This window comes from Idiomarina zobellii (genome assembly GCF_900100855.1).
GTDB lineage: Bacteria > Pseudomonadota > Gammaproteobacteria > Enterobacterales > Alteromonadaceae > Idiomarina > Idiomarina zobellii.
The window spans coordinates 67,152-83,131 of the sequence record NZ_FNCB01000002.1; the positions used below are offsets into that span (position 1 = coordinate 67,152).

Sequence of the window (15,980 nt, forward strand, 5' to 3'; positions counted from 1 at the left end):
GGAATCTCCTTACAAGATTTCGCGATCGTTATCCGCCAGCATACGGCGGCCGATAATCATACGCATGACTTCATTCGTGCCTTCTAAAATTTGGTGTACACGAACGTCACGCACATGGCGCTCTAACGGATACTCTTTAATGTAACCATAGCCACCATGCAGTTGTAGCGCATCGTTACATACTTTAAAGCCAACGTCTGTCGCAAACTGCTTAGCCATTGCACAGTACGTCGTTTTATCCGCATCATTGTTATCGACTTTGCTTGCCGCTAAACGCACCATTTGACGTGCTGCTACCAGCTCCGTGGCCATATCAGCTAACTTAAACTGTAGCGCCTGAAAGGCTGCCAACGGCTTACCAAACTGCGTACGTTCCTGCATATAAGCTTTAGCCGTATTCAGCGCCGCTTGTGCGGTACCGACAGAGCAAACCGCAATGTTAATACGTCCGCCGTCTAAGCCCATCATGGCAAACTTAAAGCCTTCGCCTTCTTTACCCAGCAAATTCTCTGCCGGAATGCGAACGTCTTCAAAGGTCACTAAGCGAGTCGGCTGGGCATTCCAGCCCATTTTGTCTTCAGCTTTACCATAGACAATACCTTCTGCGTCGGCCGGCACTGCAAAGGCAGAAATGCCTTTAGGACCGTCTTCGCCAGTGCGTGCCATAACGACCAGTACGTCGGTTTCACCGGCACCCGAAATGAACATTTTAGAGCCGTTCAGAACGTACTCGTCGCCATCTTTTTTCGCGCTGGTGCGTAAGCTGGCCGCATCTGAACCTGAACCAGGCTCTGTCAGGCAGTAAGAGCCCAACTTCTCACCGGTAACCAACTCTGGTACCCACTGGTCAATTACAGACTGTTGGCCGAACGAGCCAATCATCCAGGTGACCATGTTGTGAATGGTCATCATTGCAGTTGTTGCGGTACAACCGCCAGCCAGTTGTTCAAAAATTAACGCTGAATCTAAACGGCTCATTCCAAAGCCGCCAGCTTCTTCCGGCGTGTACATGCCCATAAAGCCCATTTCACCGGCTTTACGAAACACTTCTATTGGGAAATGATGCTCTTCATCCCATTTTGCCGCATTCGGCGCCAGCTCTTTTTCAGCAAACGCCTTTGCCGTATCGACAAAGGCTTGTTGATCTTCTGTCAGTTCAAAGTTCATCGTTGTCCCCTACTACCTAAGGTTAATCGACATATTTGGACCGGCGACTTCATCAATGTCGCTCTCGAACCAGCGCGCCGTCACAGTTTTCGTTTCGCTATAAAAACGCACCGCTTGTTTGCCATAAGCGTGGAGATCACCGAAGAATGAACGCTTCCAGCCAGTAAACGAGAAGAATGGCAGAGGTACCGGAATTGGAATGTTAATACCGACCTGACCCACTTCAACTTCGTGCTGATATTTACGAGCAGCCGCACCGCTGGCCGTAAAGATAGACGTACCGTTACCGTATGGGTTGTTATTAACCAGCTCTAACGCGTCATCCAGGCTATCAACTTCTGTCGTACATAAAACCGGACCAAAAATCTCAGTTTTATACACTTCCATATCAGGTGTGACACTAGAAAACACAGTCGGCCCTACCCAGTTACCTTTTGGTAAGCCGTCAACTTCACAGTTGCGTCCGTCGACTAAAAGCTTCGCGCCTTCTTTTTCACCTTGAGTAATTAAGGCTTCAACACGCTCTTTCGCCTGTGGGCTAATAACCGGACCATAGGCTGCATTCTCGTCATTCCAGGCACCCGGGCGAACTTTTGCGATAGCTTCAGCCACTTCTGGAATCCACTCTTTCGCAGCGCCAACAAACACGGCGACAGAAATTGCCATACAACGCTGACCGGCGGCGCCAACCGACGAACCAACCAAGTTATTGATAACTTGCTGTTTGTTTGCATCCGGCATAATAACGCAGTGGTTTTTCGCACCGGCAAACGCCTGAACGCGCTTACCGTTTTCCGTACCACGGCGGTAAATGTATTCAGCAACAGGTACCGAACCAACAAATGACAATGCACGGACATCGGGGTGATCGAGCAAGAAGTCGACTTGCTCTTTATTACCATGTAAGACCTGCAGAACGCCCTTTGGAGCACCCGCTTCTTCAAACAGCTCGACCAAACGCGTTGGTGTTAAAGGATCTTGCTCAGACGGCTTAAGAATAAAGGTATTGCCACAGGCAATTGCCAACGGGAACATCCAAAGCGGAATCATTGCCGGGAAGTTAAACGGTGTAATACCAGCGCAGACGCCTAGCGGCTGCGTATAGCTGTATGAATCAATTTTGCGAGCAACGTTCTCAACCGTTTCGCCCATTAATAACGAAGGGATATTAGCTGCGTGTTCAACCACTTCAATACCGCGCCAGACATCGCCTTTTGCGTCTTCAAATGTCTTGCCGGTTTCCTGAGCCAGGATTTCAGCAATTTCTTCCTGATGCTCTTTAAGCAGTGCTTGATAACGCATCATTACGCGAGCACGCTCTGATACAGGTACTTCTTTCCAGGTTTTAAACGCTTCGCGCGCGCTCTCAACCGCTGCTTCCATTTCACTTTGAGTGGCAACGGGCGCTTCGGCGATAACTTCCTGTGTCGCTGGATTGGTGACAGGAATCCACTGTTCCGACTTCGAGGCGACAAATTCGCCATCTATGTACAGAGGCACTTTCTTAGACATAATTCACCTTCTTGTTGTGTTATTTTGTTCACATCATAATGAACGAATTTAGTTAAGTGAGCCTTTAACGTGACCCTCTTAATTCTGATTACTTTGCTTTGGGCCGCCAGTTTTTCTCTCATTGGCGTTTACCTTGCCGGACAAGTTGACGGTTATATTGTTGTTTTTGTGCGCATGATTTTAGCACTATTAACCGTTCTACCCTTGTTCCGTTGGCGGCATTTATCGCCCAAAAGTGGGCAGCTACCTCAACTGACTAAGCTGGCCATTATTGGCGCCGTGCAAATTGGCGCCATGTATTTATTTTTGTATCACGCATTTTTGTATTTGAGCGTCGCTGAAGTGCTTTTGTTCACTATTTTTACGCCGCTCTACATTACTCTTATTGATGAGCTTATACTCAACCGCAAGCACTTACCCCTACTATGGTGGGTAGCAGCAGCGGTCTCTGTCGGTGGCGCTGCCATTATTCGCTATCAACCATTGTCCGATGACTTCATCACTGGCTTCTTTTTAATTCAAGCCGCCAATGCGTGCTTTGCCTTAGGTCAAGTTGCTTACAAACGTCTACCCACAGGTAAAACCCTCGCCCAAAGTCAGCAGTTTGCCGCCTTTTTCTTTGGCGCCAGTGTCATTGCCGGGCTTGGCGTATTATTTTTCGCCGACTTTAACCTATTGCCAACCACTAAGCTTCAGTGGGGTATCTTGCTCTGGTTGGGCATTATTGCCTCCGGTCTCGGCTACCTTGGCTGGAATCTGGCCAGCAAATGGGTTAACACAGGGCAACTTGCCACCATGAACAATGCGCTCATTCCTGCCGGAATTCTAGTTAATGTCTTATTTTGGGAGCAGTCTTTCGACTATACCCGACTTATTAGTGGCGCTTTAATTATCGTACTTGCTGTTTGGTTAGCCGGGCGCGTTCACAAATTGAAGCCCGCCGGCTAACTCATATAGGCATACGCCAGTTACATCATTTCCACTGCCAGAGCGACGGCTTCGCCACCACCAATACACAGCGAGGTGATGCCGCGCTTCTGGCCTTTTTGCTTCAACGCATGCAGCAAAGTTACTAATAAGCGAGCACCACTTGCACCAATTGGGTGCCCTAATGCACAAGCGCCGCCATGCACGTTGACTTTAGCTGGGTCTAATTTCATTTCCTGAATAGCCAACATAGTGACCATGGCAAAGGCTTCGTTAATTTCCCATAAGTCGACATCGTCTTTTGTCCAGTCTAACTTGCCAAGCAGAGAGTTCATTGCGCCAATAGGAGCGACAGTAAACTCAGACGGAGCTTGCGAGTGCGTCGTGTGGCCCATAACTCGCGCCAGCGGTTGCAGGCCTTTGGCTTTAGCTTCACTTTCACGCATTAAAATAAGTGCAGCCGCACCATCGGAAATAGAACTGGAGTTAGCCGCAGTAATAGTGCCGTCTTTTTTGAAAGCTGCGCGAAGCTGTGGAATTTTATCCAGGCGCGCTTTACCAGGTTGTTCATCAGTGTCTACCGTGACTTCGCCTTTGCGAGTCGAATAAGTCACCGGCGTAATTTCACCGTCAAATAGTCCATCTTTAATAGCTGCCTGTGCCTTGGTTAATGAATTAATGGCAAACTCATCCATTGCTTCACGGTCAAGGCCGTATTCATCAGCAGTACCCTGAGCATAAACGCCCATTGCTTTATGCTCATAAGCGTCTTCCAACCCATCAAGCATCATATGATCAAGGACCTGCCCATGCCCCATTCGGTAACCGCTACGACCTTTTGGTAGCATATAAGGTGCGTTTGACATACTTTCCATGCCACCTGCAACAACGACATCGGCCGAACCAGCCTTAATTAAGTCGTGCGCCATCATTGCCGCTTTCAAGCCCGAGCCACACACCTTGTTAATGGTAGTCGCGCCTGTAGAGCGAGGTAAATCTGCGTATAGCATCGCCTGGCGAGCCGGAGCCTGACCTAAGCCAGCGGGTAATACATTACCCATGATAACTTCTGAAATATCATCGGCAGTTAAACCGCTGTTACTAAGAGCTGCTTTTATCGCTGTCGCGCCCAAGTTGGGTGCTGACACATCACTCAAACTGCCCTGAAAACCGCCCATTGGCGTGCGGTTGGCCGCCACAATAACGATGGAATCGCTTGACATCTTTCCTCCAAATGCACTTTACGTTAACGTAAACTTCCTCTAAGCTTAGATCCCAGAGCAACCAAAAAGCAAGTACCGATGAACAATAAAATTACCTACAGTATTGGTGAACTGGCAAAGCAATTTGACATTACCACTCGTAGCATCCGCTTTTACGAGGACGAAGGCCTGCTTTCACCAAAGCGACAGGGCCAGCAGCGCATCTATACCAATAAAGACAGAGTCCGTTTAAAACTCATTTTACGGGGCAAACGTTTAGGCTTTTCTTTGGCTGAAACGCGTCGCTTATTTGAGCTTTATGACGCAGACAACAGCAGCGCTGCGCAGTTACAAAAGGTACTTGAGCTTATCAGTGAGAAGAAAGTCTCACTCAAACAACAAATGGAAGATATTAATGTATTGCTGACGGAACTCAGTGGTCTGGAACAACGTTGCCAGGACGAACTTGAAGCCATTCAGCAGTCAACATCCAAAGTTCACTCTCAGGAGTCGTTATGATTAGTCAATACACCACTTTTAATTTTGGCCTCGGCGAAACGGCCGACATGATCCGTGAGCAAGTTAATGCTTTCGCTCGTGATGAAATTGCACCACGCGCTGCAGACATTGACGAGAAAAATGAATTTCCAAGCGATTTATGGCGTAAGCTTGGCGACATGGGTCTACTTGGCTTAACCGTTGCTGAAGAGTACGGTGGTTCGGGTATGGGCTATCTTGAGCACGTTATCGCTATGGAAGAAATTAGCCGTGCTTCAGCGTCAGTAGGTCTGAGTTACGGTGCACATTCAAACCTTTGTGTGAACCAAATTCACCGTAATGGTAACGAAGAGCAGAAGAAAAAATACTTACCAAAGCTGTGTACCGGTGAACATGTTGGTGCTCTTGCTATGAGCGAACCTAACGCCGGTTCGGATGTTGTCAGCATGAAGCTGCGTGCTGAGAAAAAAGGTGACAAATACGTTCTGAATGGCAACAAAATGTGGATCACTAACGGTCCGGATGCCGATGTTTTCGTCATTTACGCAAAAACGGAACCTGAGAAAAACTCTCGGGGTATTACTGCGTTTATCGTTGAAAAAGACACCCCTGGATTCAGCCAGGCGCAAAAGCTCGACAAGCTTGGTATGCGCGGTTCAAATACCTGTGAGCTGGTATTCGAAAACGCTGAAGTTCCTGAAGAGAACATTTTGGGTGAGCTTAACGAAGGTGTCGCTGTACTAATGAGCGGTCTGGACTACGAGCGCGCAGTTCTTGCAGCAGGGCCATTAGGCATTATGCAAGCATGCTTAGACGCTTGCGTCCCTTATATTCACGACCGTAAGCAGTTCGGCAAAGAAATTGGCGAGTTCCAATTAGTGCAGGGTAAAGTTGCTGATATGTACACTCGTACTAATGCAGCTCGCGCTTACGTTTACGCAGTAGCCCAGTCTTGCGATCGTGGTGAAACCACTCGTAAAGACGCAGCCGGCGCAATTTTATACGCCGCTGAGTTAGCCACTCAATTAGCCTTAGACGCCATTCAATTATTAGGCGGTAACGGTTACATTAATGAGTACCCAACAGGTCGTTTGTTACGTGACGCAAAACTGTACGAAATAGGCGCGGGCACATCAGAAATTCGCCGCATGCTGATAGGTCGTGAAATCTTCAGCGAATCCAAATAACGGGAGGCTGCGCTGTGGCAATTTTATCGAGTAAAGTAAACACTCGTGATGAGCAGTACACTGCAAATTACGAGTCGATGCAGGTTGTGGTTGACGACTTGCAGGAAAAAGCAGCACAAATACACCAAGGCGGTGGTCCTAAGTATCAGGAGCGCCACTTATCTCGCGGTAAATTACTGCCTCGTGACCGTATTAATAAATTATTGGACGCTGGCTCGCCATTTTTAGAAGTGGGTCAGTTTGCGGCATGGGACTGCTACGAGGACTATGTACCTTCTGCCGGCGTTGTTGCTGGTATTGGTCAGGTCGAAGGCACCGAGTGCATGATTATCGCCAACGATGCCACCGTGAAAGGCGGCACCTACTACCCCCTGACCGTTAAAAAACATTTGCGTGCTCAGGAAATTGCCGAGCGCTGTCACCTACCTTGCATTTACTTGGTAGACTCTGGCGGCGCTAACCTGCCCCGCCAGGATGAAGTATTTCCTGACAAAGAACATTTTGGGCGTATTTTCTTTAATCAGGCCAACATGTCAGCCAAAGGCATTCCGCAAATTGCAGTGGTTATGGGCCTGTGTACCGCCGGCGGTGCGTACGTACCCGCAATGGCCGATGAAAGCGTTATTGTTAAAGAACAAGGCACCATATTCCTGGCAGGCCCACCTTTGGTTAAAGCTGCAACGGGTGAAGAAGTTTCCGCCGAAGAGCTTGGCGGCGCCGACGTGCACACTCGCATTTCCGGTGTTGCCGACCATTTTGCTCACAACGATGAGCATGCTTTAGCTTTAGCACGCCGCTCGGTAGCACGCCTTAACCGAGGTGAGCCAACTCAGCTGGACCGCCAACCATCAAAGCCACCGCGTTACGACGCCAAAGAGCTGTACGGCATTGTTGGTACCGATTTGCGTAAGCCTTATGACGTTCACGAAGTCATTGCGCGCATTGTTGATGATTCTGACTTTGATGAATTTAAAGCCAACTACGGTAATACGCTGGTGACAGGTTTTGCCCGCATTGACGGCTACCCCGTTGGTATTGTCGCGAATAACGGTATTTTGTTCTCCGAGTCGGCGCAAAAAGGTGCCCACTTCATTGAGCTTTGTGCACAGCGTAAAATTCCACTGGTGTTCTTACAAAACATTACCGGCTTTATGGTCGGTAAAAAGTACGAAGCCGAAGGCATTGCCAAACACGGCGCGAAAATGGTTATGGCCGTTTCCTGTGCGAAAGTTCCTAAGTTTACCGTCTTAATTGGTGGTAGCTATGGCGCCGGTAACTACGGCATGTGTGGTCGCGCTTATGACCCAACCATGATGTTCATGTGGCCAAATGCGCGTATCTCGGTCATGGGTGGTGAGCAAGCTGCAGGCGTTATGGCGCAGGTCACCAAAGACAATTTAGCCCGTAAAGGCGAAAGTCTGAGTGAAGAGAAAGAACAAGCGCTGAAAAAGCCAATTGTTGAGCAGTACGAGAAACAAGGTCATCCGTATTATGCGTCTGCTCGCTTATGGGACGACGGCATTATTGATCCGGCACAAACGCGCGAAGTTCTGGCACTAAGCCTTGCCGCTTCATTAAATGCACCGATTGAAGACAGCCGCTTCGGCGTCTTCCGTATGTAATCGGAGGTTATGAACCATGGCAAAATACACCAGCCTCAACATTGACGACAAAGGCATTGCAACCCTGACGTTGAACCGTCCTGAGGTTCACAATGCATTTGACGATGTGATGATTTCAGAGTTACTTCAAGCGTTAAAAGACGTCGAAGATAGTGAGCAAGCTCGCGTTCTGGTATTACGCTCTGAGGGCAAAAACTTTTCTGCCGGTGCGGACCTTAACTGGATGCGCTCTATGGCGGATAAAAACTACCAACAAAACGTTGAAGACGCCGGTGAGCTTGGTTTATTAATGGAGCGTTTAGATTTGCTCAGCAAGCCAAGTATTGCGTTAGTCCAGGGAGCCGCTTTCGGCGGTGCCGTCGGTTTAGCCGCTTGTTGTGACATTGTCCTGGCGCAACCACGCAGCAGCTTTTGCTTAAGTGAAGTAAAAATTGGACTCATACCAGCGGTTATTAGCCCTTATGTTGTCCGCACTATTGGTGAAAGACAGTCTCGTCGTTACATGCTCACAGCAGAGCGTTTTTTCGCTGACGAAGCACAGAAACTAGGCTTAGTGAATGACGTTGTCGACGACTTTGAAGAACCACTAAATAATTTACTCGATGCGCTGTTAGCTAACAGTCCTCAAGCCGTAACGGCCTGTAAGGAACTTATTCGCAACGTTGGTTCGCGTCCTATTAATAAAGACGTACGCGAACATACTATTAAAGCCATTGCGGAAATTCGCGTATCGGATGAAGGTCAGGAAGGCTTAAGTGCGTTTTTAGAAAAACGCCCTGCTGCCTGGCTCAATAAGAATTAAAAACAGGTCCCATTATGATCAACACATTACTGATTGCGAACCGTGGTGAAATCGCTTGCCGTATTATTTCAACGGCAAAGAAAATGGGCATTCGAACAGTCGCCGTTTATTCCGATGCCGACCGCAACGCCCGCCACGTTAAGTTAGCTGACAATGCCGTTCACATTGGCCCTGCCGCTAGCACAGAAAGTTACCTGCGCAGCGACAAAATTATTGCCGCAGCTAAACAAACCGGTGCCGAGGCTATACACCCCGGCTATGGTTTTTTATCAGAAAACGAAGACTTTGCCGACGCATGCCAGGCAAATGACATCATCTTTGTTGGGCCTCCGGTTGCTTCTATCGCCGCAATGGGCTCGAAAAGCGCCGCCAAAGCCATAATGCAAGACGCCGGAGTGCCCTTAGTTCCTGGGTATCATGGTAGCGAGCAGGACACCGACACGTTAAAAGCAGAGGCCGAAAAAGTTGGCTTCCCACTGCTTTTGAAAGCCGCATACGGTGGTGGCGGTAAAGGCATGCGCGTCGTCGAAAACATGGGTGAGTTTGACGAAGCCTTAAGCTCAGCTAAGCGCGAAGCCAAGTCCTCTTTCGGTAACGACAAAGTGCTGTTGGAGCGCTTTATTCGAAATCCACGCCACGTGGAAATTCAGGTGTTTACTGACGAACACGGCAACGCCGTTTATCTGGCTGAACGTGACTGCTCTGTGCAACGCCGTCACCAAAAAGTACTTGAAGAGGCACCGGCACCTGCGCTGACTGAAAAGACTCGTAAGGACATGGGCGAGGCTGCCATTCGTGCGGCTCAGGCGATTGATTATGTTGGCGCGGGCACCGTGGAGTTCTTGTTTGATCAAAGCGGCGAATTCTACTTTATGGAAATGAATACCCGGCTTCAGGTTGAACACCCTGTTACAGAAATGATCACTGGGCAAGACTTAGTAGAATGGCAGTTATTGGTCGCTTCAGGCCAACCGTTACCGCTTGCTCAAAACGATATTCAGGTTAACGGCCATGCGTTCGAAGCACGTATTTACGCGGAAGATCCAGACAACGACTTCTTACCGTGCACCGGCACCATCAACCATTTGCGCACACCCGCTGAAATAAACGGTGTACGTATCGATACTGGCATTGAAGAAGGCGATGAAATTTCTGCTTTCTACGACCCCATGATTGCCAAACTGATTGTCTGGGATACCGACAGAAGCCGTGCCCTACTTCGTCTGCAAAAAGCATTGCGCGAATACCGGTTAACAGGGCTGACAACCAATGTCGACTTCTTGCACCGTTTAGCATCGCACCCGGAATTTGTGAATACGAATTTGACCACTGAGTTTATTCAGCAGCATCAGGACGCCCTGGCACCTGACAGCTCAGTGAATTATCAGCAAATTGCGACGGAAGCTGCGCTGTTCGATATTGTTCAACGCCAGCAACAACGTGGCAGCTCTCCGTGGCAAAGTGGTAACGCATTTAGAATGAATTCAGCAGCTACGCACAGCATTCCGTTGCAATTCAATGATGACAATTACACCATTGCGCTGGTTGAGACTGAAAAGGGTGAGTTTACTCAACACATCGATGAAGAGAGTATTCATTGGCAAGTATCTCTGACCGATGACAAGCTGACCTTAACAGCGGGTGACATGCGTTATTCACGCTACGTCAGTGCGGACGACCAACAAATTACTGTCTTTACCGACAATGGCCCTGTCACTTTCCATCGTCACCGTGTCGCTGATACCCTTTCTGATGATACAGCGCATGGCGGACACGTTGCGCCGATGAACGGCACTATTATGGAAGTCCTGGTGACTAAAGGTGATACCGTGGAAAAAGATCAAGCGCTTGTCATTATGGAAGCCATGAAAATGGAGTACACCATACGCGCAGGTCATGATGGCGAAGTCACAGATATATTCTTTGCCGCAGGTGACCTTGTCAGCGACGGTGATGAACTCATCGCAGTTAGCGAAGCGGAGTAGTTATGGCTATTGCAGAGCAGATTAAAATTGTTGAAGTGGGTCCTCGAGACGGCTTACAGAATGAATCCGCTGTTTCTGTAGACGCTAAAGTCACTCTTATCGAAGCTCTGGCGGATGCGGGTCTTTCGTATATTGAGAGTGCAAGTTTCGTCAGTCCAAAATGGGTTCCACAGATGGCTGACAGCACAGCGGTTATGGAAAAAGTGACCCGCCGCTCGGGAATCACCTACGCGGGCCTCACCCCAAATCTAAAAGGCTTCGAGGCTGCAGTGGCAGCTAATATGGATGAGGTAGCTGTATTTGGAGCTGCCTCTGAAGCCTTTACACAAAAGAATATTAACTGCAGCATTGACGAGTCGCTGGAGCGATTCAAACCTGTCATTGCAGCGGCAAAAGATAAAGGCATTCCTGTTCGTGGTTACGTTTCTTGCGTGCTGGGCTGCCCATACCAAGGTGAAGTGCCACTCGATAATGTGGTTAAAGTCGCAAAAGCCCTGTATGACATGGGATGTTATGAAGTGTCTCTGGGTGACACCATAGGCGTAGGCACCCCGCTTAAAGCTCAGAAAATGTTGGCAGCGGTAGCTGAGCAAATACCCATGGAAAAACTCGCTCTGCATTTCCATAATACTTACGGACAAGCATTAGCCAATATCATGGCCTGCCTGCCCTTAGGTGTTGCGACTATTGACTCTGCCGTTGCTGGCCTTGGTGGCTGCCCTTATGCTAAAGGCGCAAGTGGTAATGTTGCCACCGAAGATGTGGTCTACATGCTGAACGGTATGGGTGTAGAAACTGGCATTGATTTGAATAAGCTAATCGCAGCGGGCGCAGGTATTTGTGAACACTTAAGTCACGGGCCTCGCTCACAGGTAGCCATTGCAGAATTAGCAAAACGAGGGGAATAAAATGACTTCAGAAGCATTGTGGCAACCGTCAGCGGACACTATTGCCAACGCCCGCATGACCGACTTCCTGCAACAGGTAAACACGGAAAAAGGTTTAGCGTTGGCGAATTATCACGACCTTTATCAGTGGTCTGTTGATAATGATGAAAGCTTCTGGTCAATGATTTGGGACTATTTTGATGTTATTGGCAAAAAAGGCTCCACCGTTGTCGCCGATAAAGAAAAGATGCCTGGCGCCAAATGGTTTCCCGAAGCAAAGCTTAATTTTGCAGAAAACTTGCTGCGACATAAAGATAATAAAATTGCGTTAATTTTCCGCGGTGAGAACGGTGCCCGACAGCAACTTACGTATGCCAAGCTGTATAAAAGAGTTGCAGGCCTTGCTGCGGGGCTTCGTAAGCAAGGCGTAACAGCTGGCGACCGCGTTGCGGCTATGATGCCAAACTGCATAGAAACCATTATTGGCATGTTGGCAACCACCAGCATAGGAGCTATTTGGTCGTCCTGCTCTCCCGACTTTGGTGTGCAAGGCGTGCTGGATCGCTTTGGTCAAATAGAGCCGAAAGTCTTAATTACCGTCGACGGCTATTTCTACAACGGTAAAAACCTCAATATTAAAGACAAAACCGCCGATATCGTTGAAAAAATCCCGAGCATTGAAAGAACTGTCATTGTTAACTTCAGTGACCAACAAGAAACCTTCACCGGCGATAACGTCGTTTCATGGGACGATTTTTCCGACAGTAGCGCTACCCAAATTGAGTTTGTCGAGCGCAACTTTAACGATCCGCTCTATATTATGTTCTCATCCGGTACAACCGGGGTTCCTAAATGCATTGTGCATGGCACCGGAGGAACATTACTACAACATCTGAAAGAGCACGGTTTACACACTGACCTCGATACCGAAGACAACCTCTTCTATTTCACGACCTGCGGTTGGATGATGTGGAACTGGTTGGTCAGCGGGTTAGCCGTTGGTGCAACCTTAACCTTATTTGACGGCTCTCCGTTCGCGCCAGAGCCTGAGTTCTTATGGGACGTTGCTGACGAAGAAGGTATTACTGTTTTTGGAACCAGTGCTAAATACCTTGCTGCACTTGAAAAAGCCGGTGTGAAACCCAGAGAAAGTCACCAACTTGAAAAACTAAGAAGCATTCTGACCACGGGTTCAGTATTACCCCCTGAAAGCTTTGACTACGTTTATCGGGACATCAAAAAAGATCTTTGCTTGTCTTCTATTTCCGGTGGTACTGACATCATTTCATGTTTTGCGCTCGGCTGCCCTATTCTGCCGGTTTATCGCGGTGAGCTTCAGTGCCGGGGCCTCGGTCTGGCAGTCAATATCTATGACGACAGTGGCAAGCCGATACGCGGCGAAAAAGGCGAGTTAGTTTGCGAGAAATCATTCCCTTGTATGCCCGTAAGCTTTTGGGGCGATGACAACGGGGAACGTTACTTTAACGCTTACTTTGCTCGCTTTGACAACACATGGGCGCATGGTGACTTCGCTGAGTTAACCGAGCACAATGGCGTTATAATCCACGGCCGTTCAGACGCTGTGCTTAACCCTGGCGGTGTTCGTATCGGTACAGCCGAAATTTATCGCCAAGTGGAAAAAGTAGACCAAGTCCTTGAAAGTATCGCTATTGGCCAACAATACGATGGCGACGAACGCGTCGTTCTTTTTGTTAAATTACGCGAAGGTATTGAGCTTACCGACGAGCTCAAGCAAACTATTGCCAAAACCATTCGTGCAAATGCAACGCCGCGGCATGTGCCAGCCGTTATTTTGCAGGTTGACGATATACCCCGTACTATAAGTGGTAAAATTGTCGAATTGGCTGTGCGTAACGTGGTTCATGGTGAGCCCGTTAAGAATACAGACGCATTAGCGAACCCTGAAGCACTCGAATATTTCAGGGACAGAGAGGAGTTACGCTAAGCAATGATGTTTATTCAGGGGTCGCGGCAAGCCGTTATCGCGGCAGTTGTGGGGGTGGCAGTCACTCTCACAGCATTTTTCTATCTGCGATACACTGAAAACGAAAAAGCACATGAGGCTTTGGAAGCTGAGGCTTATAGCCTGCAGCGCGATATCCGCCAAAGTCTTGTGTCACACCTATTCGTTGCAGAGTTACTTGCGCGGGAGTGGGAACGCAGCGAAATAAGCTTAAACTCTCGCCGCGACTCAGACGCCGACATTGTCACGCTTTATTACCCCAACGTGCAAAACGTGGTTTGGCTGGATGCCACCCAAAAAATACAGTTTTTGTATCCTAAAAATCAGAAAAATGAACTCATAGGAACACCGTTTTCTGACAGTCCGTTGCGCGCGCAACTAGGTCAGTCTCAAAACAACCGTCATGCGATGATGGGGCCCGCTGGAAACCTTGGTCGCCTCAGTAGCGATATTGCCATTTTTGTTCGCGTTCAGCGTTCTGATACTCCGGGCTTTATCGGCTTTGTTATCAGCCTTCAAAGTATGTTCAACAATGTCATTCGCACCAATATCAGCGAAGGTTTTCAGGTTAGCATTAGTAATGGCACTGGCATACTTTATGAATTTGCCGGAGACTCATCTTTAAAAGCGGAGTGGACACACAACCGCCGCTTACAGCTTGTCGGAAACAGCTGGGAGTTAGCTGTTTGGCCAACTGCTGAACACATGAGTGATCTTAGAGGCTCAGTTTCTACTGCGGTTTTAATGGCCGGGTTATTCATTACTGCGGCTCTTACTTTTGTACTTTATATTCTCGGTCAAAGTCGCTTCAAAGCGCAGCAACTCGCTGACGCTAACATTGAGCTATACAGCGAAATAGATGAGCGCGAACGAGTTGAAAAACAAATGGCTTATTTGGCTGAGCACGATGCGCTCACCGGCCTTATTAACCGCAATGCGTTAAAACGTATTTTGGGTGAATGGCTTGAGAAAAGTGATGCTAAAAACAACTCTGCCCTGCTGTTTATCGACCTCGACCGCTTTAAAGAAGTGAACGATGCTCTGGGACACACTGTAGGCGATGAACTGCTCAGGCGTGTTGCTCGCCGTATTAATAAACTGGCGCCTAACAGCAGCCAACTCGCTCGTGTTGGCGGTGATGAATTCTTGCTCGCAATTGAGTGCACAGAAAAGCGACAGCAAGTCGTTACCCTGGCAGAACGCTTATTGCAGGCGTTAGATGCGCACTTCTTTGTTGATGTTTATGAGCTCTTCATAAGCGCTTCGATTGGCATCACCTTTGCTGAAGACGCCGACTTCAACGCTGAATACTTTATTCGTAACGCTGATACCGCACTTTATCAAGCAAAAGAACAAGGTCGTAACACCTATAAAATATACGACAAAGCCATACACAAGGACTTAACCAAAAAACTAGAACTGGTTAAACGCCTGAGACATGCCGTAAATAAGCAGCAGCTCACCGTTTACTATCAACCGAAAGTTGAGTTAAGTAGCCGCCGTATCACAGGCTTTGAAGCCTTGGTTCGCTGGGTCGACGAAGATGGCTCTATTATTCCGCCAGACCAATTCATTCCACTGGCTGAAGATACCGGCTTAATTATTCCTATTTCTGAATACGTTATGCGCGAGTCCTTCTTGCAGCTAAAGCAGTGGCATGAGCTTGGTTTTACCGAATTAAGTATTGCTATCAACATTTCGGGTAAGCAATTGCATTTGCCGGACTTTGCCGACGATGTCATTGAAAAAGTTAACGAAGCCAAAGTACCACCGAGTAAAGTCGAACTGGAGCTTACCGAACAAGTCTTTATTGAAAACATACAGTCGCACACAAGATTCATGCATTCCGTGCGCGAGTACGGTATGTCCTTAGCCATTGATGACTTTGGTGTAGGTTACTCGTCACTTTCTTATTTGAAGAATTTCCCGGTAACGTCGCTGAAAATTGACCGTTCATTCGTGAAAGACTTACCAGATAATGAAGATGATGCGACAATTACTCAAACAATTATAAGTTTAGCGCGCAACCTAAATATCCAGTTGGTTGCTGAAGGTATTGAAACAGAAGAGCAAGTTGAATTTCTGCTGTATAGAGAGTGTGCAACGGGACAAGGTTTCTTATTCAGTAAGCCGGTTCCAGCGCAACAAGTCACTCAATTATTACAGCAGTACAACGGGCTAATACCAATACAAATAGCCTGAATAAA

The 15,980-nt window shown here is 48.1% G+C and carries 12 protein-coding genes; 9 read left to right on the plus strand and 3 right to left on the minus strand.

From position 1 onward, the window contains the following. Positions 1 to 9 precede the first annotated feature (9 nt). The gene (locus tag BLT32_RS02425) at positions 10 to 1,167 is read right to left on the minus strand and encodes an acyl-CoA dehydrogenase family protein (protein WP_053952718.1); all 1,158 of its coding nucleotides are present in this window, start codon (positions 1,165 to 1,167) and stop codon (positions 10 to 12) included. Positions 1,168 to 1,179: 12 nt separating this feature from the next. After that, positions 1,180 to 2,679: a CoA-acylating methylmalonate-semialdehyde dehydrogenase gene (locus tag BLT32_RS02430; RefSeq protein ID WP_053952719.1), complete on the minus strand. Its 1,500-nt coding sequence runs from the start codon at positions 2,677 to 2,679 to the stop codon at positions 1,180 to 1,182. A 69-nt stretch (positions 2,680 to 2,748) separates the two neighbouring features. Between BLT32_RS02430 and BLT32_RS02435 the strand changes: the two genes are divergently transcribed. Beyond that, positions 2,749 to 3,627 carry an EamA family transporter gene (locus BLT32_RS02435; protein ID WP_053952720.1) on the plus strand — a complete coding sequence of 293 codons (879 nt, stop codon included), beginning with the start codon at positions 2,749 to 2,751 and terminating at the stop codon, positions 3,625 to 3,627. A gap of 20 nt (positions 3,628 to 3,647) precedes the next feature. Here the strand turns inward: BLT32_RS02435 and BLT32_RS02440 are convergent, their stop codons facing one another. Continuing rightward, a complete protein-coding gene (locus BLT32_RS02440) occupies positions 3,648 to 4,829 on the minus strand; it encodes an acetyl-CoA C-acyltransferase (RefSeq protein WP_053952721.1) in 1,182 nt (393 codons plus the stop codon). Positions 4,830 to 4,907: 78 nt separating this feature from the next. Between BLT32_RS02440 and BLT32_RS02445 the strand changes: the two genes are divergently transcribed. From BLT32_RS02445 to BLT32_RS02480, 8 genes are read left to right on the plus strand one after another with little or no spacing between them, the layout of a single operon-like run. Then, positions 4,908 to 5,327 carry a MerR family transcriptional regulator gene (locus BLT32_RS02445; RefSeq protein ID WP_053952722.1) on the plus strand — a complete coding sequence of 140 codons (420 nt, stop codon included), beginning with the start codon at positions 4,908 to 4,910 and terminating at the stop codon, positions 5,325 to 5,327. Continuing rightward, positions 5,324 to 6,493 carry an isovaleryl-CoA dehydrogenase gene (locus BLT32_RS02450; RefSeq protein ID WP_053952723.1) on the plus strand — a complete coding sequence of 390 codons (1,170 nt, stop codon included), beginning with the start codon at positions 5,324 to 5,326 and terminating at the stop codon, positions 6,491 to 6,493. Before BLT32_RS02445 ends, BLT32_RS02450 begins: the two co-directional genes overlap by 4 nt. A gap of 14 nt (positions 6,494 to 6,507) precedes the next feature. Next, positions 6,508 to 8,115: a carboxyl transferase domain-containing protein gene (locus BLT32_RS02455; protein ID WP_053952724.1), complete on the plus strand. Its 1,608-nt coding sequence runs from the start codon at positions 6,508 to 6,510 to the stop codon at positions 8,113 to 8,115. A 16-nt stretch (positions 8,116 to 8,131) separates the two neighbouring features. Next, positions 8,132 to 8,917: an enoyl-CoA hydratase-related protein gene (locus tag BLT32_RS02460; RefSeq protein WP_053952725.1), complete on the plus strand. Its 786-nt coding sequence runs from the start codon at positions 8,132 to 8,134 to the stop codon at positions 8,915 to 8,917. Between the two features lie 14 nt (positions 8,918 to 8,931). Then, positions 8,932 to 10,902 carry an acetyl/propionyl/methylcrotonyl-CoA carboxylase subunit alpha gene (locus BLT32_RS02465; protein WP_053952726.1) on the plus strand — a complete coding sequence of 657 codons (1,971 nt, stop codon included), beginning with the start codon at positions 8,932 to 8,934 and terminating at the stop codon, positions 10,900 to 10,902. A gap of 2 nt (positions 10,903 to 10,904) precedes the next feature. Next, positions 10,905 to 11,810, plus strand: a complete 906-nt coding sequence (locus BLT32_RS02470; RefSeq protein WP_053952727.1) for a hydroxymethylglutaryl-CoA lyase — start codon at positions 10,905 to 10,907, stop codon at positions 11,808 to 11,810. Between the two features lies 1 nt (position 11,811). Continuing rightward, positions 11,812 to 13,755, plus strand: a complete 1,944-nt coding sequence (locus tag BLT32_RS02475) for an acetoacetate--CoA ligase (RefSeq protein ID WP_053952728.1) — start codon at positions 11,812 to 11,814, stop codon at positions 13,753 to 13,755. Between the two features lie 3 nt (positions 13,756 to 13,758). Next, entirely contained in the window at positions 13,759 to 15,975 is a 2,217-nt protein-coding gene (locus BLT32_RS02480) for a putative bifunctional diguanylate cyclase/phosphodiesterase (RefSeq protein ID WP_053952729.1), read from the plus strand. Positions 15,976 to 15,980 lie beyond the last annotated feature (5 nt).

Excerpts from the sequence above, each read along its gene's own strand:
- BLT32_RS02445 (WP_053952722.1), top strand. The coding sequence starts at position 4,908 with ATGAACAATAAAATTACCTACAGTATTGGTGAACTGGCAAAGCAATTT.
- BLT32_RS02470 (WP_053952727.1), top strand. The coding sequence starts at position 10,905 with ATGGCTATTGCAGAGCAGATTAAAATTGTTGAAGTGGGTCCTCGAGAC.
- BLT32_RS02465 (WP_053952726.1), top strand. The coding sequence starts at position 8,932 with ATGATCAACACATTACTGATTGCGAACCGTGGTGAAATCGCTTGCCGT.
- BLT32_RS02425 (WP_053952718.1), bottom strand. The coding sequence starts at position 1,167 with ATGAACTTTGAACTGACAGAAGATCAACAAGCCTTTGTCGATACGGCA.
- BLT32_RS02440 (WP_053952721.1), bottom strand. The coding sequence starts at position 4,829 with ATGTCAAGCGATTCCATCGTTATTGTGGCGGCCAACCGCACGCCAATG.
- BLT32_RS02475 (WP_053952728.1), top strand. The coding sequence starts at position 11,812 with ATGACTTCAGAAGCATTGTGGCAACCGTCAGCGGACACTATTGCCAAC.
- BLT32_RS02450 (WP_053952723.1), top strand. The coding sequence starts at position 5,324 with ATGATTAGTCAATACACCACTTTTAATTTTGGCCTCGGCGAAACGGCC.
- BLT32_RS02480 (WP_053952729.1), top strand. The coding sequence starts at position 13,759 with ATGATGTTTATTCAGGGGTCGCGGCAAGCCGTTATCGCGGCAGTTGTG.
- BLT32_RS02460 (WP_053952725.1), top strand. The coding sequence starts at position 8,132 with ATGGCAAAATACACCAGCCTCAACATTGACGACAAAGGCATTGCAACC.
- BLT32_RS02430 (WP_053952719.1), bottom strand. The coding sequence starts at position 2,679 with ATGTCTAAGAAAGTGCCTCTGTACATAGATGGCGAATTTGTCGCCTCG.